This is a genomic window from Pseudomonas sp. P867, assembly GCF_019891455.1.
Classification (GTDB): Bacteria; Pseudomonadota; Gammaproteobacteria; order Pseudomonadales; family Pseudomonadaceae; genus Aquipseudomonas; species Aquipseudomonas synxantha_A.
On the sequence record NZ_JAFLXB010000003.1, the window covers coordinates 377693 to 396072 of the forward strand.

21 protein-coding genes and 1 tRNA gene are annotated in these 18380 nt (G+C 59.3%); 2 read left to right on the forward strand and 20 right to left on the reverse strand.

The window, feature by feature from the left end; genetic code table 11:
• Nucleotides 1-2 precede the first annotated feature (2 nt).
• The 14 genes from J1G33_RS08080 to trmJ all read right to left on the reverse strand — a co-directional run bounded on the left by J1G33_RS08080 (nt 3) and on the right by trmJ (nt 10912).
• Nucleotides 3-989 carry a RodZ family helix-turn-helix domain-containing protein gene (locus J1G33_RS08080; RefSeq protein ID WP_216092073.1) on the reverse strand — a complete coding sequence of 329 codons (987 nt, stop codon included), beginning with the start codon at nt 987-989 and terminating at the stop codon, nt 3-5.
• Nucleotides 989-1747: a type IV pilus biogenesis/stability protein PilW gene (gene pilW / locus J1G33_RS08085; RefSeq protein ID WP_032879606.1), complete on the reverse strand. Its 759-nt coding sequence runs from the start codon at nt 1745-1747 to the stop codon at nt 989-991. Before pilW ends, J1G33_RS08080 begins: the two co-directional genes overlap by 1 nt.
• A gap of 12 nt (nt 1748-1759) precedes the next feature.
• A complete protein-coding gene (gene rlmN, locus J1G33_RS08090; protein WP_005791178.1) occupies nt 1760-2908 on the reverse strand; it encodes a 23S rRNA (adenine(2503)-C(2))-methyltransferase RlmN in 1149 nt (382 codons plus the stop codon).
• A 29-nt stretch (nt 2909-2937) separates the two neighbouring features.
• Nucleotides 2938-3363: a nucleoside-diphosphate kinase gene (gene ndk, locus J1G33_RS08095; protein WP_003175956.1), complete on the reverse strand. Its 426-nt coding sequence runs from the start codon at nt 3361-3363 to the stop codon at nt 2938-2940.
• Between the two features lie 92 nt (nt 3364-3455).
• On the reverse strand, nt 3456-3656 hold the full coding sequence (iscX, locus tag J1G33_RS08100; RefSeq protein WP_032879605.1) for a Fe-S cluster assembly protein IscX: 201 nt from the start codon (nt 3654-3656) through the stop codon (nt 3456-3458).
• 14 nt (nt 3657-3670) lie between these two features.
• Nucleotides 3671-4012: an ISC system 2Fe-2S type ferredoxin gene (gene fdx / locus J1G33_RS08105; RefSeq protein WP_005791182.1), complete on the reverse strand. Its 342-nt coding sequence runs from the start codon at nt 4010-4012 to the stop codon at nt 3671-3673.
• Nucleotides 4013-4015: 3 nt separating this feature from the next.
• Complete coding sequence (hscA, locus tag J1G33_RS08110) at nt 4016-5878, reverse strand: Fe-S protein assembly chaperone HscA (RefSeq protein WP_078822258.1); 1863 nt, start codon at nt 5876-5878, stop codon at nt 4016-4018.
• 51 nt (nt 5879-5929) lie between these two features.
• The gene (hscB, locus tag J1G33_RS08115; RefSeq protein ID WP_005791186.1) at nt 5930-6451 is read right to left on the reverse strand and encodes a co-chaperone HscB; all 522 of its coding nucleotides are present in this window, start codon (nt 6449-6451) and stop codon (nt 5930-5932) included.
• Nucleotides 6452-6459: 8 nt separating this feature from the next.
• Complete coding sequence (gene iscA, locus J1G33_RS08120) at nt 6460-6783, reverse strand: iron-sulfur cluster assembly protein IscA (protein ID WP_003209680.1); 324 nt, start codon at nt 6781-6783, stop codon at nt 6460-6462.
• A gap of 28 nt (nt 6784-6811) precedes the next feature.
• Nucleotides 6812-7198, reverse strand: coding sequence for a Fe-S cluster assembly scaffold IscU (gene iscU / locus J1G33_RS08125; RefSeq protein WP_032879603.1), 387 nt, complete (start codon nt 7196-7198; stop codon nt 6812-6814).
• 99 nt (nt 7199-7297) lie between these two features.
• A complete protein-coding gene (locus J1G33_RS08130) occupies nt 7298-8512 on the reverse strand; it encodes an IscS subfamily cysteine desulfurase (RefSeq protein WP_003194019.1) in 1215 nt (404 codons plus the stop codon).
• Nucleotides 8513-8562: 50 nt separating this feature from the next.
• Nucleotides 8563-9054, reverse strand: a complete 492-nt coding sequence (gene iscR, locus J1G33_RS08135; protein WP_003194020.1) for a Fe-S cluster assembly transcriptional regulator IscR — start codon at nt 9052-9054, stop codon at nt 8563-8565.
• A 302-nt stretch (nt 9055-9356) separates the two neighbouring features.
• Nucleotides 9357-10139: a serine O-acetyltransferase gene (gene cysE, locus J1G33_RS08140; RefSeq protein WP_032879602.1), complete on the reverse strand. Its 783-nt coding sequence runs from the start codon at nt 10137-10139 to the stop codon at nt 9357-9359.
• Between the two features lie 2 nt (nt 10140-10141).
• Nucleotides 10142-10912 carry a tRNA (cytosine(32)/uridine(32)-2'-O)-methyltransferase TrmJ gene (trmJ, locus tag J1G33_RS08145; RefSeq protein ID WP_032879601.1) on the reverse strand — a complete coding sequence of 257 codons (771 nt, stop codon included), beginning with the start codon at nt 10910-10912 and terminating at the stop codon, nt 10142-10144.
• A 145-nt stretch (nt 10913-11057) separates the two neighbouring features.
• Here trmJ and suhB point away from each other — a divergent pair, with 145 nt between their 5' ends.
• A complete protein-coding gene (gene suhB / locus J1G33_RS08150) occupies nt 11058-11873 on the forward strand; it encodes an inositol-phosphate phosphatase (RefSeq protein WP_005791195.1) in 816 nt (271 codons plus the stop codon).
• 205 nt (nt 11874-12078) lie between these two features.
• Here suhB and J1G33_RS08155 read toward each other — a convergent pair whose 3' ends face one another.
• The 6 genes from J1G33_RS08155 to queA form a co-directional block, all read right to left on the reverse strand.
• The gene (locus J1G33_RS08155) at nt 12079-12621 is read right to left on the reverse strand and encodes a glycine zipper 2TM domain-containing protein (protein WP_005791197.1); all 543 of its coding nucleotides are present in this window, start codon (nt 12619-12621) and stop codon (nt 12079-12081) included.
• A 124-nt stretch (nt 12622-12745) separates the two neighbouring features.
• The gene (gene secF, locus J1G33_RS08160) at nt 12746-13660 is read right to left on the reverse strand and encodes a protein translocase subunit SecF (protein ID WP_032879600.1); all 915 of its coding nucleotides are present in this window, start codon (nt 13658-13660) and stop codon (nt 12746-12748) included.
• A 9-nt stretch (nt 13661-13669) separates the two neighbouring features.
• A complete protein-coding gene (gene secD / locus J1G33_RS08165) occupies nt 13670-15541 on the reverse strand; it encodes a protein translocase subunit SecD (protein ID WP_223017918.1) in 1872 nt (623 codons plus the stop codon).
• A gap of 62 nt (nt 15542-15603) precedes the next feature.
• Complete coding sequence (gene yajC / locus J1G33_RS08170; protein WP_003175975.1) at nt 15604-15942, reverse strand: preprotein translocase subunit YajC; 339 nt, start codon at nt 15940-15942, stop codon at nt 15604-15606.
• A gap of 43 nt (nt 15943-15985) precedes the next feature.
• Nucleotides 15986-17101 (reverse strand): tRNA guanosine(34) transglycosylase Tgt, encoded by a 1116-nt coding sequence (gene tgt / locus J1G33_RS08175; RefSeq protein WP_032803964.1) that lies wholly within the window; start codon nt 17099-17101, stop codon nt 15986-15988.
• Between the two features lie 5 nt (nt 17102-17106).
• Nucleotides 17107-18156, reverse strand: a complete 1050-nt coding sequence (gene queA / locus J1G33_RS08180; protein ID WP_032879598.1) for a tRNA preQ1(34) S-adenosylmethionine ribosyltransferase-isomerase QueA — start codon at nt 18154-18156, stop codon at nt 17107-17109.
• Nucleotides 18157-18264: 108 nt separating this feature from the next.
• Between queA and J1G33_RS08185 the strand changes: the two genes are divergently transcribed.
• A tRNA-Leu gene (locus J1G33_RS08185) sits at nt 18265-18349 on the forward strand.
• The last annotated feature ends 31 nt before the right edge of the window (nt 18350-18380 follow it).

Genomic DNA, 18380 nt, shown 5'->3' on the forward strand with positions numbered 1-18380 from the left:
GACTATTGTCCCAACTTGAGGCGAGCGGTCTCGCCACTGGTGAACGGCGCCACGTCTACAGGCTGGCCGTTGTAGGCCACTTGCGCGCCACGGGCAAAGCCCAGACGCAGCGTCAAAGGAGGCTTGCCGCCCTGGTCAAGCGTATCTCCCTTACGCTTCAAACCGCTGAACAGCACTTTGCCGTTGCCATCGGTGACCTGCGTCCAGCAGTCAGCGATGAAGGTGATCTGTACGCGCCCGTCACCGGCGATCAACGCAGGGGTGGTCGGAGGCGACATTGCTGGCGCTGCCGGTGCGGCTGGCGCAGGCGTCGCGGGCGCGGGCGCGGGTGCCGCAGGAGCTTGAACCACGGGTGCTGCCGGGGTCACCGGCGCCTGTACCGCCGCAGTGTCAGCAGGCGTGGTGTCCACTTGCGGCGCCGGCTGCTCAGCCGTAGCCGGCACTTGCGGTGCGGCCTGCCCTTCGGCAACCGCCTGGTCTTCCGGCTCGTCCAGCGGATGAATCTGGGTGGTGCCATCGGCGCTTTCGACTTCGACGTGCTCCATGGCGTTGCTGGTCAGGTCTTTGTTGCGCTGGGAGGCCTGGTCTTGCCACCAGACGAAACCGCCGCCGACCACGGCAACCAGCAGCAACAGGCTGACAATCCGCAAAATCGTGTGGGAAACCCGCGTTGGCTCTTCGATGCGCCCAAGGCCATGGACATTGCTGCCTTGGGCATCGGTACCGGTGAACTGGTCGAATTCCTGCACCAGCACCGCCTGGTCAATACCCAGCAATTTGGCGTAGGCGCGAATATAGCCACGGGCAAAGGTGTGCCCAGGCAGCTTGTCGAACGCGCCGGCTTCCAGATTGGCCAGGGACGTGCTGGTCAAATTGAGCTTGAGGGCCACTTCCGCCAGCGACCAACCATTGCTTTCGCGGGCCTGACGCAAGGTTTCGCCTGGGTTTACGCGATTAGCTGCTACATCTTCCGGGTGCGCGGCTTTCATCATTGCTCCGACAGGTATTGCTGATATTCCGGCGTACCGGGATAGAGTCGTTCGAGTTGCTGGCCAAAACGTGCGGCCGTGTCGTGTTCTTCATGAACCGTCGCCAGGCGCACACCGAGCAATAGACTACGTGCATTTTGCCCGCTGAGCAGGCTAAAACGCTCGTAATAGTCTCGTGCCGGCACATAATGCCTGTCTTCGTAAGACAACTCAGCCATTTCGAGCAAAGCCCGTGGCTGGCGACTGTTCAGATGCAGGGCTTTTTCCAGCTGCTGACGCGCGCTGTCGCGCTGACCCAGGCGCATCGAGGTCACCCCGAGGTTCTCGAACACCCGCGAACGCTCAGGATAAAGAGTATCGGCGCTGGCTTGCTGGAAATAAGCGGCGGCTTGGTCATACCGTTTCTGCTCGAACAGGAAACTGCCATAGTTGTTCAGCAACCTGGGATCGGCAGGACGGGAAGCCAGGGCCTTGCTGAAATAGCGGTCGGCCAGCTCAGGCTCTGCCTGGGCCTGAAACACCAGAGCCAGTGCGGCGTTGGCATCGGCATCCGCGCTGTCCAGTTCAAGGGCCTTTTTCAGCGGCACCTTGGCTTGCTCGCTCATACCTTGACGCAAATACCCCAAGCCCAATTGCACATAGGCAACCCGCGCCTCATCACGGCCTTTAGTGGTGTGCAAAGGGCTGTCATGGCCCGATGAAACACAACCGGCAACGAGGCCGGTAAGCAGTAAAAGCAGCGCAAGGCGCAAGGGCATAGAGATCCTCTCTCAGATTCGATTCACAGCAATTTGCGGCAAATCTTCGGCGGCGTTAAGTTCGCGCACGGCGATATAACGTTCGCTGCGGCGGGTGCGGTCCATCACCTGCCCTACCAATTGGCCACAGGCGGCGTCGATGTCTTCACCACGGGTGGTGCGTACGGTGACGTTGTAGCCGGCCTGGTGCAGTTGATCCTGGAAACGGCGGATGGCGTTGTTGCTCGGCCGCTCGTAGCCAGAATGTGGAAACGGGTTGAACGGGATCAGGTTGATCTTGCACGGCGTGTTCTTGAGCAACTCGATCATCTCGACCGCGTGCTCGACCTTGTCGTTGATGTCCTTGAGCATGGTGTACTCAATGGTCAGCACACGCTTCTCACCCAAGGTCGCCATGTAACGCTGGCAAGATTCGAGCAGCATCTTAAGCGGATACTTCTTGTTGATCGGCACCAATTGGTTACGCAATGCGTCATTCGGTGCGTGCAACGACAACGCCAGGGAGACGTCGATGTGCTTGGCCAGCTCATCGATCATCGGCACCACGCCGGAGGTCGACAGGGTCACACGGCGCTTGGAGATGCCGTAGCCCAGGTCGTCCATCATCAGGTGCATGGCCGCAATCACGTTGTCGAAGTTCAGCAGCGGCTCACCCATGCCCATCATCACCACGTTGGTGATGGCACGGTCGACGGTCGCCGGGACGCTGCCAAAGGATTTGTTGGCAATCCACACCTGGCCGATGACTTCGGCGGCGGTGAGGTTGCTATTGAAGCCTTGCTTGCCGGTGGAGCAGAAACTGCAATCCAGGGCACAGCCTGCCTGGGACGAAACGCACAAGGTGCCGCGTTTGCCCTGGGGAATGTACACGGTCTCGACGCAGCTGCCGGACGCCACGCGCACCACCCATTTACGGGTGCCGTCGCTGGAGATGTCCTCGCTGACAACCTCGGGACCACGCACCTCGGCAATGGCCTTGAGCTTGTCGCGCAGGGCCTTGCTGACGTTCGTCATGGCGTCGAAATCGTCGACGCCAAAGTGGTGAATCCACTTCATTACCTGACCGGCACGGAAACGCTTCTCCCCGATTGAGTCGAAGAATTTCTCCATTTCCGGCTGAGTCAGACCCAGCAGGTTGGTTTTAACAGTCGATGTAGTCATGGATTCACCCTCACTCTTTAAGCCGATGCTTAGCGAGCGGTTACTTCAGTAGCAGCGAAAAAGTACGAGATTTCGCGAGCAGCAGCGGCTTCGGAGTCCGAACCGTGAACAGCGTTGGCATCGATGGACTCAGCGAAGTCAGCACGAATGGTGCCGGCAGCCGCTTCTTTAGGGTTGGTAGCACCCATCAACTCACGGTTCAGAGCGATAGCGTTTTCGCCTTCCAGAACCTGAACAACAACAGGACCGGAGATCATGAAGGCAACCAGGTCGCCGAAGAAGCCACGAGCGCTGTGCTCAGCGTAGAAGCCTTCAGCTTCAGCCTTGGACAGTTGCTTGAGTTTCGAAGCTACAACCTTCAGGCCGGCTTTTTCGAAACGAGTGGTGATCTCGCCGATGACGTTTTTTGCAACAGCGTCAGGCTTGATGATGGAGAAAGTACGTTGAACAGCCATGGTGTAACTCCAGAAACGGTAATTTACGAAAAATTAAACCCGCGAATTATACGCGGGTTATTGGGTATTGCCTAACTGCGTAAAAAGGCGGCTCAGTCTGCTTCTTCGATCCACAGGCCTTGAATCGCCTCCAGGACCTTTTCGCCACCCCGGTCAGGGATGTCGTCAAAATCCGGCAGCGCCATTACGAGGTTGCGCAGCTTGACGAAGTTCACGGTAAGAGGATTGACCTCAGGGTGAGCTTCGGCAAGTTGTATAGCGATTTCTTGTACATCAACCCATTTCAGGCTCATGACAGTTCCTTGAATCAATGCGGCGCTTCGGCCGCATGGTTGAGCGAATATTTCGGAATTTCAACGGTGAGGTCTTCAGTCCCCACTTTCGCCTGGCAACTCAGACGCGACGTCGGCTCCAGCCCCCACGCCCTATCAAGATAGTCTTCTTCCAGGTCGTCAGCCTCATTGAGGCTGTCGAAACCTTTACGAATGATGCAGTGGCAAGTGGTGCAGGCATTGACGCCACCACACGCACTTTCAATCTCGATATGGTTGTCGTGCGCGACGTCAAGCAGGGACTTGCCGGTCTCTGCCTCCACGACCATGCCATCCGGGCAGTGTTCGGCGTGCGGTAGAAAAGTGACCTGCGGCATCAGTTATTCCTCGATTTCATTCAGGTTGCGGCCCGCCAGTGCGGCTTTCACCGTCTGATCCATACGACGGGCGGCAAAGGCATCAGTCACTTGCGACAGGCGCTTGGTCTGTTGCTCGATGGCGTAACCATCGTTGCCTTTCATCAGTTCGGCCAATTCCTGCATCTGCAGGTCGATGACCATGCGCTCTTCGGCATCCAGCAGGCGCTCACCGTCAGCCTCAAGAGCACCCTGCACCGCTTCGAGCAGGCGCTGGGCATCCACTTGCTGCTCACGCAGTACGCGGGCAACCTTGTCGTCACCGGCATACTGGAACGAGTCCTTGAGCATCTTGGCGATTTCGCCGTCGGTCAGGCCGTAGGACGGTTTGACCTGGATGCTGGCCTCAACGCCCGAGGCCAGTTCACGCGCAGCCACGCTGAGCAGGCCATCCGCGTCGACCTGATAGGTGACGCGAATCTTCGCTGCACCGGCCACCATCGCCGGGATGCCGCGCAGTTCAAAGCGCGCCAGGGAGCGGCAGTCGCTGATCAGCTCGCGCTCGCCTTGCAGCACGTGAATCATCATGGCCGTCTGGCCGTCTTTGTAGGTGGTGAAATCCTGGGCACGGGCGACGGGGATGGTGGTGTTGCGTGGAATCACCTTCTCCATCAGGCCGCCCATGGTTTCCAGCCCCAGGGACAGCGGGATCACGTCGAGCAGCAGCAATTCGCCACCGTCGCGCTTGTTGCCGGCCAGGGTGTCGGCCTGGATCGCAGCACCGATGGCGACCACTTGATCCGGGTCGATTTCAGTCAGCGGCTGGCGACCAAAGGCTTCGGCGACGGCTTCGCGCACGCGCGGCACACGGGTCGAACCGCCAACCATGACCACGGCCGCCACATCTTCCAGTTCAACACCGGAGTCACGTACGGCACGGCGGCAAGCCCTGAGGCTGCGAGCGACCATCGGCTCGATCAGCGCATCGAAGGCCTCACGGGTCAGTTGAGCCGACCATGAGCCGTAGCAAACCTCTACAGAGTTGGCGTCCGTCAGTGCTTCTTTGGCCGCACAGGCAGTTTGCAGCAAATTACGCTGCGCGCCCGGGTCCAGGTCGGCAGACAAACCGGCGCTGGTGATGATCCAGCCGGCGATGGCGTGGTCGAAGTCATCGCCGCCCAGGGCACTGTCGCCACCGGTGGCCAGCACTTCGAAAACACCGCCGGTCAGGCGCAGGATCGAAATATCGAAGGTGCCGCCGCCCAGATCATAAATGGCAACCAGGCCTTCAGCGTGCTGATCGAGGCCGTAGGCCACAGCCGCAGCGGTCGGCTCGTTGAGCAGGCGCAGTACATTCAGGCCCGCCAGTTTCGCCGCGTCCTTGGTGGCTTGGCGCTGGGCGTCATCGAAATACGCCGGAACGGTGATCACCGCCCCGACCAGCTCGCCGCCCAAGGTTTTTTCCGCACGCTGGCGCAGCACCTTGAGGATATCAGCCGACACTTCGACCGGGCTTTTCGGGCCCTGGACGGTGTCGATAAACGGCATATGGGACTCACCGCCGACAAAGCGGTACGGCAACTGGTCGCCCAACTGCTTGACGTCGGACAGCCCACGACCCATCAAGCGCTTGACCGACAGCACAGTGTTCAGGGGGTCCGAGGACGCGGCCAACTTGGCCGACTCACCCACTTCGGTACGATCAGGGTGGTAACGCACGGCGGACGGCAGGATCACCTGCCCATCGGCATCGGGCAGAGGCTCGGACAGGCCACTGCGCAAGGCAGCAACCAGGGAATTGGTGGTGCCCAGGTCAATCCCGACCGCCAGGCGACGCTGGTGCGGTTGAGGGCTTTGGCCGGGTTCGGCGATTTGCAGTAGGGCCATGGTAATCAGGTCTTATCTGTCTATCAGGCGTGCATCACGGGCAGCACTGGGTTAATCGTCGAGGCGCTCTTCTAGCTGGCGCACTTCGTAGGTGAGCTTGTCGAGGAACTGCATACGCCGCATCAGGCGCTCGGCCTGTTCACGTTGCGCAGCATCATCCCAACAGGCCGCAAAGCTTTCGTTGAGCTCGTCCTGGGCAGTTTTCAGACGACGTTTGAAGACCGCGACACCCGCCACATCGGCTTCGTCCTGCAGATCTTCGAGCTCTTCACGCCATTGCATCTGCTGCATCAGGAAGTCCGGGTCATGCACGGTGACTTCCATCGGCAACTCACCGCCCTTCATCGCCAGCAAATAGCGCGCGCGTTTGGGGGGGCTTTTGAGCGTCTGATAGGCTTCGTTGAGGCTGGCCGATTGCTCCAGGGCCAGGCGTTGCTCACGCTCGGAAGCGTCGGCAAAGCGGTCCGGATGCACCCCACGCGCCAGTTCTCGATAGCGCGTGGCAAGCTGCTCGAGGTCCAGCCGAAAGCTCGGCTGCAGCTCGAATAAAGCGAAATGACAAGGAGTACCCACGAGTAGCCTCAGATGTTGAAGCTTTCGCCGCAGCCACATTCACCGCGCACGTTGGGGTTGTTGAACTTGAAGCCTTCGTTCAACCCTTCCTTGACGAAATCGAGCTCGGTGCCGTCCAGGTAGGTCAGGCTCTTGGGGTCGATGATCACTTTCTCGCCGTGACTTTCGAACACCTGGTCCTCTTCAACCACCTCGTCGACAAACTCCAGCACGTAGGCAAGGCCGGAACAGCCCGTGGTGCGTACACCCAGACGAATCCCCTCACCTTTACCGCGCCCATTCAGGGAGCGGCGAATGTGCTGCGCAGCCGCTTCTGTCATGCTGATAGCCATCGTTGACTCCTTACTCGTCGCCAAATGCTTAGATCAAGCCTTTCTTCTGCTTGTAGTCGCGAACCGCCGCCTTGATGGCGTCTTCAGCGAGTACGGAGCAGTGGATTTTCACTGGCGGCAGGGCCAGTTCTTCGGCCAGCTGGGTGTTGCTGATGGTGACAGCCTCATCCAGGGACTTGCCTTTCATCCACTCGGTCGCAAGGGAACTGGAGGCGATGGCCGAACCGCAGCCATAGGTCTTGAACTTGGCATCTTCGATAATGCCCTGTTCGTTGACCTTGATCTGCAGGCGCATCACATCGCCGCACGCCGGAGCGCCGACCATGCCGGTGCCGACATCAGGATCTTCCGCGTTCATCTTGCCGACGTTGCGCGGGTTTTCGTAGTGGTCGATGACCTTTTCGCTGTAAGCCATGGTACTGAATCCTCACTCATCAGGGCCGCTCTGGAACCCTGTAGAAACGCCTGCGTTTACCGCCACGTTCCTACAGAGCTTGGGTGGCGGCTTCTATATTTAGTGTGCCGCCCACTCGATCTTGGAAATATCGACACCGTCTTTGTACATGTCCCACAGCGGCGACAGAACGCGCAGCTTGTTGACGGCTTCGCAGACCTTCTGCGCGGCATAGTCGACTTGCTCTTCAGTGGTGAAGCGGCCGAACGTAAAGCGGATCGAGCTGTGTGCCAGTTCGTCGTTGCGGCCCAGGGCGCGCAATACATACGAAGGCTCAAGGGATGCCGAGGTACAGGCCGAACCGGACGAGACCGCCAGGTCCTTGAGCGCCATGATCAGCGACTCGCCTTCGACATAGTTGAAGCTCAAATTCAGGTTGTGCGGTACACGGGCAGTCATGCTGCCGTTGATGTACAGCTCTTCAAGGTTCTCGACCTGCTTGTAGAAGCGATCACTCAGGGCCTTGATACGTACATTTTCGGCAGCCATGTCTTCCTTGGCTACGCGGAAGGCTTCACCCATGCCGACGATCTGGTGGGTCGCCAGGGTGCCCGAACGCATGCCGCGTTCGTGGCCGCCACCGTGCATGGTCGCTTCGATGCGCACGCGTGGCTTGCGGCTGACGTAGAGAGCGCCGATGCCTTTAGGGCCGTAAGTCTTGTGGGCCGAGAACGACATCAGGTCGACTTTCAGCTTGGACAGGTCGATATCGACCTTGCCGGTGGACTGAGCAGCGTCGACGTGTAGCAACACACCCTTGGAGCGCGTCAGCTCGCCGATGGCGGCGATGTCGTTGATGGTACCGATTTCGTTGTTCACGTGGATCACGGAAACCAGGATGGTGTCTTCACGCATCGCGGCTTCGATCATCGCAGGGGTGACGATACCGTCGGTGGTGGGCTCAAGGTAAGTCACCTCGAAACCTTCACGCTCCAGTTGGCGCATGGTGTCGAGGACAGCCTTGTGCTCAATCTTGGTGGTGATCAGGTGCTTGCCCTTGGTTGCGTAGAAATGCGCCGCACCCTTGATAGCCAGGTTGTCGGACTCGGTAGCACCGGACGTCCAGACGATTTCACGCGGGTCGGCGTTGACCAGATCAGCGACCTGGCGACGCGCGTTCTCGACCGCTTCCTCGGCCTTCCAGCCGAATACGTGGGAACGGGAGGCCGGGTTGCCGAAGTTTCCGTCAACCAGCAGGCATTCGCTCATTTTTTGCGCAACACGCGGATCAACCGGGGTGGTCGCTGAGTAATCAAGGTAAATCGGCAATTTCATGGACTTTCTCCTAAATCAGGCTGGCTGGCACGCCGTTAGCTCTTCGGCTGTCACTCGACGGCGGACGCTTCGATCTTGTCCAGACGCGGCGCCTTGGTATTGCAACGGCGCTGGTCCTGACGCTGGGCTACTTCTTGCACCTCACGGCGAGTCACAAGATCAGCCAAGCTGATACCACTCAAAAACTCATGGATCTGCAGGCTCAAGTCACACCACAAGTGGTGTGTCAGGCAGGTGTCGCCGGCATGGCAATCACCCAAACCCTGGCATTTGGTGGCATCGACGGATTCGTTGACCGCGTCGATCACCTGGGCCACCTGAATGCCCTGCATGTCGCGGGACAATTGATAGCCACCACCTGGACCACGAACGCTGGAAACCAGATTGCTGCGGCGCAATTTGGCGAACAGCTGCTCGAGGTAGGACAGGGAAATGCCTTGGCGCTCGGAGATATCGGCCAGGGACACCGGCCCAGTTTGCGCGTGCAGGGCCAGGTCAAGCATGGCGGTCACCGCGTATCGGCCTTTTGTAGTCAGTCTCATGGACAAGTACCAAGGTGTTTCAGAATGGGAGCAAGTATGCGATTCCCGAGTATTTAAGTCAACTATAAGACCTAGTACCTTAGTCAGGAATACCCGTAAAAAGGGCGCGCGAATCATAGCAGGATGGGGTGGGATGGACCAGCGGGAACAGGGCCTGGCAGAGATCTCGAGACCAATGGAGATCAAAATGTGGGAGGGGGGCTTGCTCCCGATGACTGAATGTCAGTCACTTATCAGTTAGCTGACCCACCGTTATCGGGAGCAAGCCCCCTCCCACAGGGATCTCTGGCGGCCTTGGGACTTCAGCTTGCCTTGGTGGCGGCCTCGTCCTTGATCTCGGCGAAGTCCTCTTCGCGCAACTCAGGCAGATCCTTCGCACAGTATGGGCTGCCCAGATCCTTCAGCGCACCACACATACCGTCCAGCTTGCCGTCCACTGCTTGCAGATGATCAAGCAGCTGACCAATGGCGCGAGCCACCGGATCGGGCATGTCTTCGCTGACGCCATAGGCGTCAAAACCGATCTTCTCGGCCATGGCCTTGCGCTTGGCCTCCTGCTCGTCGCCGACCTCTGGTTTGACGATGATGCGACCCGGAATACCCACCACGGTGGCGCCAGCAGGTACAGCCTTGGTCACCACGGCGTTGGAACCTACCTTGGCACCGGCACCCACGGTAAAGGGCCCCAGCACCTTGGCGCCCGCCCCCACCACCACACCATTTTCCAGGGTCGGGTGACGCTTGCCTTTATTCCATGTAGTACCGCCCAGGGTCACACCTTGGTAAAGCGTCACGTCATCACCGATCTCGGCGGTCTCGCCTATGACAATACCCATGCCATGGTCGATAAAGAAGCGACGGCCCACCTTGGCGCCCGGATGAATCTCGATGCCGGTCAACCAGCGACCGAAGTTCGACACCAGCCGGGCCAGCCATTTCCAGCCCATGCCCCACAAGGCGCCGGACAGACGGTGAATCCAGATCGCGTGCAGGCCCGGATAGCAGGTCAGCACTTCAAAGGCGTTGCGCGCCGCCGGGTCACGATGGAAAACACTCTGGATATCTTCTCGCAAACGCTCGAACATTTTTAATCCTTCCGCTTAAGAAGCTCACCACGGGCCGCTTTCTGGGTTTCCGTGAGGATGCCACGCAATATATTCATCTCCGCCCGGCTCACCGAGCTGCGACCGTACAAACGACGCAGGCGCGCCATCAAGTGCCGTGGCTTTTCAGGATCGAGGAATTCGATGGCCACCAGGGTTTGCTCCAGGTGCTCATAGAACCGCTCCAGCTCGTCCATGGTGGCCAGCTCACCACTTTTGGTCGACGCCACTTCGTCCTTTTCCACTTTGCTCGGCTGGCCGGCAGCAGCCAGCCAGGCCATGCGCACTTCGTACGTCAACACTTGCACCGCCGCCCCGAGGTTCAGCGAGCTGAACTCAGGGTCTGAGGGGATATGCACGTGATAATGACATCGCTGCAGCTCTTCGTTGGTGAGGCCGGAATCTTCACGGCCAAATACCAAGGCAATTTCGGCACCGCCGATGGCCTCTTCCACCACTTTGGTGCCGCACTCACGCGGATCCAGCAGCGGCCAGGGGATACGCCGATCGCGAGCGCTGGTGCCGAGCACCAGGTTGCAGCCGACCAGAGCCTCTTCCAGGGTGGCGACGATCTGGGCGTTTGCCAGCAGGTCATTGGCGCCGGATGCACGGGCATCGGCCTCGTGGTGCGGGAACACCCGCGGTTCGACCAGCACCAGGCGCGTCAGCCCCATGTTTTTCATGGCTCGCGCCACCCCGCCGATATTGCCGGGATGACTGGTATTGACCAAGACGACACGAATGTTTTGCAGCAAGGGAGGCGCTCTCGGACACGGGAAAGGGGAGCAAATCTTACAGAACAGCCTAAGGTTATGCCATGAAAGCTAACGTCGTCCTTCACCTGAGGAAAGTTTCTGCTAGAATGCCCGGCTTTCTTTAACAACCTTAGGTGACACATCCATGCAGCCCATGCTGAATATCGCGCTGCGCGCCGCCCGCAGCGCCAGTGAATTGATCTTCCGCTCCATCGAGCGCCTGGATACCATCAAGGTCGACGAAAAAGACGCCAAGGATTATGTATCCGAGGTGGATCGCGCCGCCGAACAGAAGATCATCGACGCCCTGCGCAAGGCCTACCCTACCCACGGCATCCTCGGCGAAGAAACCGGCCTGCACAAAGGTAGCGGCGAAGGCGAAGACTACCTGTGGATCATCGACCCACTGGATGGCACCACCAACTTCCTGCGCGGCATCCCGCACTTTGCCGTGAGCATCGCCTGCAAATACCGTGGCCGCCTGGAACACGCTGTTGTGCTGGATCCGGTGCGCCAGGAAGAGTTCACCGCCAGCCGTGGCCGTGGCGCCCAGCTCAATGGTCGTCGCTTGCGCGTCAGCGGTCGCACCAGCCTGGAAGGCGCCCTGCTGGGCACCGGCTTCCCGTTCCGTGACGACCAGATGGACAACCTGGAAAACTACCTGGGCATGTTCCGTGCCCTGGTTGGCCAGACCGCCGGTATCCGCCGCGCCGGTGCAGCCAGCCTGGACCTGGCCTATGTCGCCGCCGGTCGTTTTGATGCATTCTGGGAATCGGGCCTGTCCGAGTGGGACATGGCAGCAGGCGCTCTGCTGATCCAGGAAGCAGGCGGCCTGGTGAGCGATTTCACCGGCGGTCACGACTTCCTGGAGAAAGGCCACGTGGTTGCCGGCAACACCAAATGCTTCAAGGCCGTACTGACGGCGATCCAGCCGCACCTGCCGGCTTCGCTGAAGCGTTAAGCGAGCGAGCACAAAAAAGCACCCCTAGGGGTGCTTTTTTTATGCGTGGGATTTAGCAAAAAACCAATTCCAAATGCTCAATACAATCCAATGTGGGAGCTGGCTTGCCTGCGATGACGGGCTGCCAACCAAGTGATTAGTTGCTGACCCACCGCTATCGCAGGCAAGCCAGCTCCCACATTTGGATCGAAGCCAGGCCTGGGGATTACTGCTGGTTCTGACCCAGGATCAGACGACCTTCTTTGTCGACTGGAATCTGGCCGCCTGGATCACGCTCCATACGCACAGTCCCTTCCTTGCCATCCAGGTTGTAACGCACGTCATAACCGACAACCTTGTCGCTGATGTCGTTAACAGTGTTACAGCGGGTTTGCGTGGTGGTGTAGGTATCACGGTTCTGCATGCCTTCCTGAACCTTGTTACCGGCGTAACCGCCACCAACCGCACCGGCCACGGTGGCCAGCTTCTTACCATTACCGCCACCGATCTGGTTACCCAACAGGCCACCTGCAAGGGCGCCGACCACGGTACCGGCGATTTGATGTTGATCCTGCACCGGACGTTGCCGGGTCACAGTGACGTCCTTGCAGACCTCACGCGGGGTTTTGATCTGGGTTTTAACCGGCTGTACCGCCAGTACTTGCGCATACTCAGGGCCGCTTTTTACCAGGCTGTAGGTGGCAACAGCACCCCCGGCAGTCACACCGACAGCACCCAATACCGCACCAACCAGCAACGACTTGTTCACGTTGAACCTCCTGACCATCACAAACGGATCGAAAGATCCGCGCTATACCCAGCCTTGGAGCAAAAAAAAAGGCGCGAGTTCAATACTCGCGCCCTTCTTGTAACAGCCGATCAACTAACGCCCATCAAGGGCGGTCGTCGACCTCCTTGCCAGTAGCAGCAGGAGGGATCAAGTCTTCGCTGTTGAGGTTGAGCCAGATCAGCACCACGTTGGCAATGTAGATCGACGAGTAGGTACCCGCCAGAACACCGATGAACAGCGCCAGCGAGAAGCCCCACAGGTTGTCGCCCCCGAAGATCATCAGCGCGGCGATCGCCAGCAAGGTGGAGATCGACGTCGCCATGGTCCGCAGCAGCGTCTGGGTGGTGGAGATGTTGATATTCTCGATCAACGTCGCCTTGCGCAGCACCCGGAAGTTCTCACGAACCCGGTCGAATACCACGATGGTGTCGTTGAGCGAGTAACCAATGATCGCCAGCACGGCCGCCAATACGGTCAGGTCGAAGGTGATCTGGAAGTAGGCCAGGATCCCCACGGTCACGATCACGTCGTGGATCAGCGACACAATGGCGCCGACACCGAACTTCCACTGAAAGCGGAAGGCCAGGTAGATCATGATGCCGACCAGCGCCATCAGCATGCCGAGGCCGCCCTGGTCGCGCAGCTCTTCACCGACCTGCGGGCCGACGAACTCGACGCGCTTGACCGATGCCGGGTTGTCGCCGCCGACCTTCTGCAAGGCCTCCGCTACCTGGTGACCCAGTTGCGGGTCTTCGCCAGGCATACGCACCAGCAGGTCAGTAGTGGCGCCGAAGCTCTGCACCACCGCCTCGTGATAGCCGGCCTTGACCAGCTCATTGCGCACCAGGGTGACATCGGCCGGCTTCTCGTAGGTCAGCTCGATAAGCGTACCGCCGGTGAAGTCCAGCCCGTAGTTCAGGCCCTTATGGAACCAGCTGAACAACGCCAGAACGGTAAGGAGCACGGTGACGCCGAACGCAACGTTGCGAACGCCCATGAAGTTGATTGTACGTAACATGGCAGCCCCTTAAATCCACAACTTCTTGAAGTCACGCCCGCCAAAGATCAGGTTGACCATTGCGCGGGTCACCATGATGGCCGTGAACATCGAGGTAAAGATACCCAGGGACATGGTCACCGCAAAACCTTTGACAGGGCCGGTGCCCATGGCAAAGAGAATCCCGCCGACCAGCAAAGTGGTCAAGTTGGAGTCGAGAATCGCGGTAAATGCCCGGCCGAAGCCTTCGTTGATAGCACGCTGTACGGTCATGCCGGCGGCGATCTCTTCACGGATACGCGAGAAGATCAGCACGTTGGCGTCAACCGCCATACCCATGGTAAGCACGATACCGGCGATACCCGGCAAGGTCAGCGTCGCGCCCAGCAGCGACATCAGCGCCAGCAGCATCACCATGTTGCCCGCCAGTGCGACGGTGGCGATAACGCCGAAGAAGCGGTAGATGGCGATGATGAACAGCGACACGAACAACATGCCCCACAGCGCCGCATCCACACCCTTGGTGATGTTGTCGGCACCCAGGCTCGGGCCGATGGTACGTTCTTCAGCGAAGTACATCGGCGCCGCCAGGCCACCAGCACGCAGCAGCAGCGCCAGCTCGGAGGACTCACCCTGGCCGTTCAGGCCAGTGATGCGGAACTGCGCACCCAGCGGCGACTGGATGGTCGCCAGGCTGATGATCTTTTTCTCTTCCTTGAAGGTCTGCACCGGCACGTCTTTCTCGACGCCGTTGACCATCTGCTTGGTATAGGTGGTAACGGGGCGCTGCTCGATGAAGATCACCGCCATGCTGCGACCGACGTTGCTGCGCGTGGCGCGACTCATCAGTTCGCCACCGTGGCCATCCAGGCGGATGTTCACTTCGGGCGTACCGTGCTGCGAGTCGAAACCGGCCTTGGCATCGGTCACCTGGTCACCAGTGATGATCAAGCCACGCTCGATCAACGCAGGAGGACGATTGCCCTCGCGGAACTCGAACTCTTCGGAGGTCGCACGAGTGGCACCCGGCTCAGCTGCAAGGCGGAATTCCAGGTTGGCGGTTTTACCAAGGATACGCTTGGCTTCAGCAGTGTCCTGTACACCCGGCAACTCAACCACGATACGGTTGGCGCCCTGGCGCTGCACGATCGGCTCGGCCACACCCAGCTCGTTGACGCGGTTACGTACCGTGGTCAAGTTCTGCTTGATGGAGTACTCGCGGATCTCGGCGATCTTGGCCGGGCTCATCGCCAGGCGCAACACAGCCTGACCATTCAAGTCGGCCGGCACGATGTCGAAGTCATTGAAATTCTTGCGGATCAGCGCACGGGCCTGCTCGCGGGAAGCTTCGTCAGCAAAACCCAGCTGGATGGCACCGTTGAGCTGCGGCAAGCTGCGATAACGCAGTTTCTCTTTGCGCAGCAGGCTCTTCACGTCGCCTTCATAGACTTTCAGACGCGCGTCGAGGGCCTTGTCCATGTCGACTTCCAGCAGGAAGTGCACGCCACCGGACAAGTCCAGGCCCAGCTTCATCGGGTGCGCGCCAATGCTGCGCAGCCATTGAGGCGTGGTCTGTGCCAGGTTCAATGCAACGACGTAGTCGTCACCCATGACCTTGCGTACAACGTCCTTGGCCGGCAATTGGTCTTCTTGCTTGGTCAGGCGCAACAAGCCGCCTTTGGAACCAGCTGCCAAGGTTGCCGCTTTAACCTGGATGCCCGCGTCAGTCAGCGCTTTGCTAGCGCGCTCCAGATCAGCCTGACTGACCTGCAGCGAAGTGCTGGCGCCAGAGATCTGGATCGCCGGGTCATCAGGATAGAGATTGGGAGCGGAATAAATAAAACCGATCGCCAGCACCGCCAGGATCAGTACGTATTTCCACAGAGGGTATTTGTTCAGCATCACGCCGCCCGCTTATAACGCGGGGCGCCTTGCGCGCCCCGTCGATTGGTAAAGGTTGTTACTTAGATCGCTTTGAGCGTGCCCTTAGGCAGCGTGGCGGCGATGGCGCCCTTCTGGAACTTCATTTCTACGGTGTCGGAGACTTCCAGTACCACGAAAGCATCGGAAACCTTGGTGATCTTGCCGGCGATGCCGCCAGTGGTCACGACTTCGTCGCCTTTTTGCAGGCTGCCCAGCAGGTTTTTCTGCTCTTTGGCGCGCTTGGCCTGTGGACGCCAGATCATCAGGTAGAAGATGACCAGGAAGCCGACCAGGAAAATCCACTCGAAACCACCGCCCATAGGGCCGGCAGCAGCAGGCGCAGCGGCGTCAGCCATGGCGTTAGAGATAAAAAAGCTCATTTAGCACTCCAGTTGCAAATAGTGAATCTTAGGGTCGGAAAACTCAGTCCAAGGGCGGCACAGGGAGCCCGCGCTTGGCATAGAAGGCATCGACGAAGGCGGCCAATGTACCCTGTTGAATAGCCTCGCGCAAACCAGCCATCAGGACTTGGTAGTGACGCAAATTGTGGATGGTATTCAACATGCTACCCAGCATTTCCCCGCACTTGTCCAGATGATGCAGATAGGCACGGGAGAAGTTCTGGCAGGTGTAGCAGTCACAGGTGGGATCCAGCGGCGAATCATCATGGCGATGGAACGCGTTACGGATCTTGAGCACGCCTGTATCGATGAACAGATGCCCATTGCGGGCATTACGGGTTGGCATCACGCAATCGAACATGTCCACACCGCGGCGCACACCCTCTACGAGATCTTCCGGTTTGCCAACGCCCATAAGGTAACGAGGTTTGTCAGCGGGCATCAGGCCCGGCAGGTAGTCGAGCACCTTGATCATTTCGTGCTTGGGCTCGCCCACCGACAAACCGCCGATGGCCAGGCCGTCGAAGCCGATCTTGTCGAGGCCTTCCAGCGAGCGTTTACGCAGGCTTTCGTGCATCCCGCCCTGGACAATCCCGAACAGCGCCGCGGTGTTGTCACCATGGGCGTTCTTCGAGCGCTGGGCCCAACGCAGGGACAGCTCCATGGAGATGCGCGCCACGTCTTCGTCAGCCGGGTAAGGCGTGCACTCGTCGAAAATCATCACGATGTCGGAGCCCAAGTCGCGCTGGACCTGCATTGACTCTTCCGGGCCCATGAACACCTTGGCACCGTCCACCGGCGAGGCGAAGGTCACGCCCTCCTCCTTGATCTTGCGCATGGCGCCCAGGCTGAATACCTGGAAACCACCGGAGTCGGTGAGGATCGGGCCTTGCCATTTCATGAAGTCATGCAGATCGCCGTGCTTTTTGATCACTTCCGTGCCCGGGCGCAGCCACAGGTGGAAGGTGTTGCCGAGGATAATCTCGGCACCGGTAGCGACGATGTCGCGCGGCAACATGCCCTTGACGGTGCCGTAGGTGCCGACCGGCATGAACGCCGGGGTCTCCACGGTGCCGCGCGGGAAGGTCAGGCGACCGCGACGGGCCTTGCCGTCGGTGGCCAACAATTCAAACGACATACGACTCATAGTTGTTCCTCTGGGCCGCGTGGCGCCGGGTTACGGGTGATAAACATCGCATCACCGTAGCTGAAAAAACGGTACTCGTTGGCAATGGCGGCCTGGTAAGCAGCCATGGTTTGCGGGTAACCGGCAAATGCCGACACCAGCATCAAGAGCGTGGATTCGGGCAAATGGAAATTGGTGACCAGGCAATCGACCACATGGAATGGCCGGCCCGGAAAAATAAAGATATCAGTGTCACCACTGAACGGCTTGAGCACGCCATCACGCGCCGCACTTTCAAGTGATCGTACGCTGGTGGTGCCCACAGCCACTACTCGCCCGCCGCGCGCCTTACACGCATTGACCGCGTCCACGACGTCCTGGCTGACCTCCAGCCATTCGCTGTGCATGTGGTGGTCTTCGATGTTCTCCACACGCACCGGCTGAAACGTACCGGCCCCCACGTGCAGCGTCACATAGGCCGTCTCGACGCCCTTGGCGGCAATCGCATCCAGCAGCGGCTGGTCGAAATGCAGCCCGGCAGTCGGCGCCGCTACAGCGCCGAGGCGCTGTGAGTACACCGTCTGATAGCGCTCGCGGTCCGCGTCTTCGTCGGGGCGGTCTATATAAGGAGGCAACGGCATATGGCCGACCCGATCCAGCAACGGCAGCACTTCTTCGGCAAACTTGAGCTCGAACAAGGCATCGTGGCGCGCCACCATCTCGGCTTCGCCACCGCCATCAATGAGGATGCTCGAACCCGGTTTGGGCGACTTGCTGGAGCGCACATGGGCCAGCACACGATGGCTGTCCAGCACCCGCTCCACCAGAATTTCCAGCTTGCCGCCGGAAGCTTTCTGGCCGAACAGCCGCGCCGGAATCACCCGGGTGTTGTTGAAAACCATCAAATCGCCCGGGCGCAAATGCTCAAGCAAATCAGTGAATTGACGGTGTGCGAGGGCACCGCTGACCCCGTCCAGGGTCAGCAGTCGACTGGCGCGACGCTCGGCCAAAGGGTGGCGAGCGATCAGCGAATCAGGGAGCTCAAAAGTAAAGTCAGCAACGCGCATGATGGGGTTCGTCTAGCAGGGCCGGGAAGTCTAGCGGAAATAGTGAAAATAGACCATGAAACGTGATTGACCAACGGTAATCTCATCTCTATACTTCGCCGCCATTGAGCCCTGATGGCGGAATTGGTAGACGCGGCGGATTCAAAATCCGTTTTCGAAAGGAGTGGGAGTTCGAGTCTCCCTCGGGGCACCATCTTAAAGAAAGACCTTGAAATTCAAGGTCT

What these genes read in the sequence shown, in the direction of transcription:
- J1G33_RS08080 (WP_216092073.1), bottom strand. Translation starts at nt 989, where the DNA reads ATGAAAGCCGCGCACCCGGAAGATGTAGCAGCTAATCGCGTAAACCCA.
- pilW (WP_032879606.1), bottom strand. Translation starts at nt 1,747, where the DNA reads ATGCCCTTGCGCCTTGCGCTGCTTTTACTGCTTACCGGCCTCGTTGCC.
- rlmN (WP_005791178.1), bottom strand. Translation starts at nt 2,908, where the DNA reads ATGACTACATCGACTGTTAAAACCAACCTGCTGGGTCTGACTCAGCCG.
- ndk (WP_003175956.1), bottom strand. Translation starts at nt 3,363, where the DNA reads ATGGCTGTTCAACGTACTTTCTCCATCATCAAGCCTGACGCTGTTGCA.
- iscX (WP_032879605.1), bottom strand. Translation starts at nt 3,656, where the DNA reads ATGAGCCTGAAATGGGTTGATGTACAAGAAATCGCTATACAACTTGCC.
- fdx (WP_005791182.1), bottom strand. Translation starts at nt 4,012, where the DNA reads ATGCCGCAGGTCACTTTTCTACCGCACGCCGAACACTGCCCGGATGGC.
- hscA (WP_078822258.1), bottom strand. Translation starts at nt 5,878, where the DNA reads ATGGCCCTACTGCAAATCGCCGAACCCGGCCAAAGCCCTCAACCGCAC.
- iscA (WP_003209680.1), bottom strand. Translation starts at nt 6,783, where the DNA reads ATGGCTATCAGCATGACAGAAGCGGCTGCGCAGCACATTCGCCGCTCC.
- iscU (WP_032879603.1), bottom strand. Translation starts at nt 7,198, where the DNA reads ATGGCTTACAGCGAAAAGGTCATCGACCACTACGAAAACCCGCGCAAC.
- J1G33_RS08130 (WP_003194019.1), bottom strand. Translation starts at nt 8,512, where the DNA reads ATGAAATTGCCGATTTACCTTGATTACTCAGCGACCACCCCGGTTGAT.
- iscR (WP_003194020.1), bottom strand. Translation starts at nt 9,054, where the DNA reads ATGAGACTGACTACAAAAGGCCGATACGCGGTGACCGCCATGCTTGAC.
- cysE (WP_032879602.1), bottom strand. Translation starts at nt 10,139, where the DNA reads ATGTTCGAGCGTTTGCGAGAAGATATCCAGAGTGTTTTCCATCGTGAC.
- suhB (WP_005791195.1), top strand. Translation starts at nt 11,058, where the DNA reads ATGCAGCCCATGCTGAATATCGCGCTGCGCGCCGCCCGCAGCGCCAGT.
- secF (WP_032879600.1), bottom strand. Translation starts at nt 13,660, where the DNA reads ATGTTACGTACAATCAACTTCATGGGCGTTCGCAACGTTGCGTTCGGC.
- secD (WP_223017918.1), bottom strand. Translation starts at nt 15,541, where the DNA reads ATGCTGAACAAATACCCTCTGTGGAAATACGTACTGATCCTGGCGGTG.
- yajC (WP_003175975.1), bottom strand. Translation starts at nt 15,942, where the DNA reads ATGAGCTTTTTTATCTCTAACGCCATGGCTGACGCCGCTGCGCCTGCT.
- tgt (WP_032803964.1), bottom strand. Translation starts at nt 17,101, where the DNA reads ATGTCGTTTGAATTGTTGGCCACCGACGGCAAGGCCCGTCGCGGTCGC.
- queA (WP_032879598.1), bottom strand. Translation starts at nt 18,156, where the DNA reads ATGCGCGTTGCTGACTTTACTTTTGAGCTCCCTGATTCGCTGATCGCT.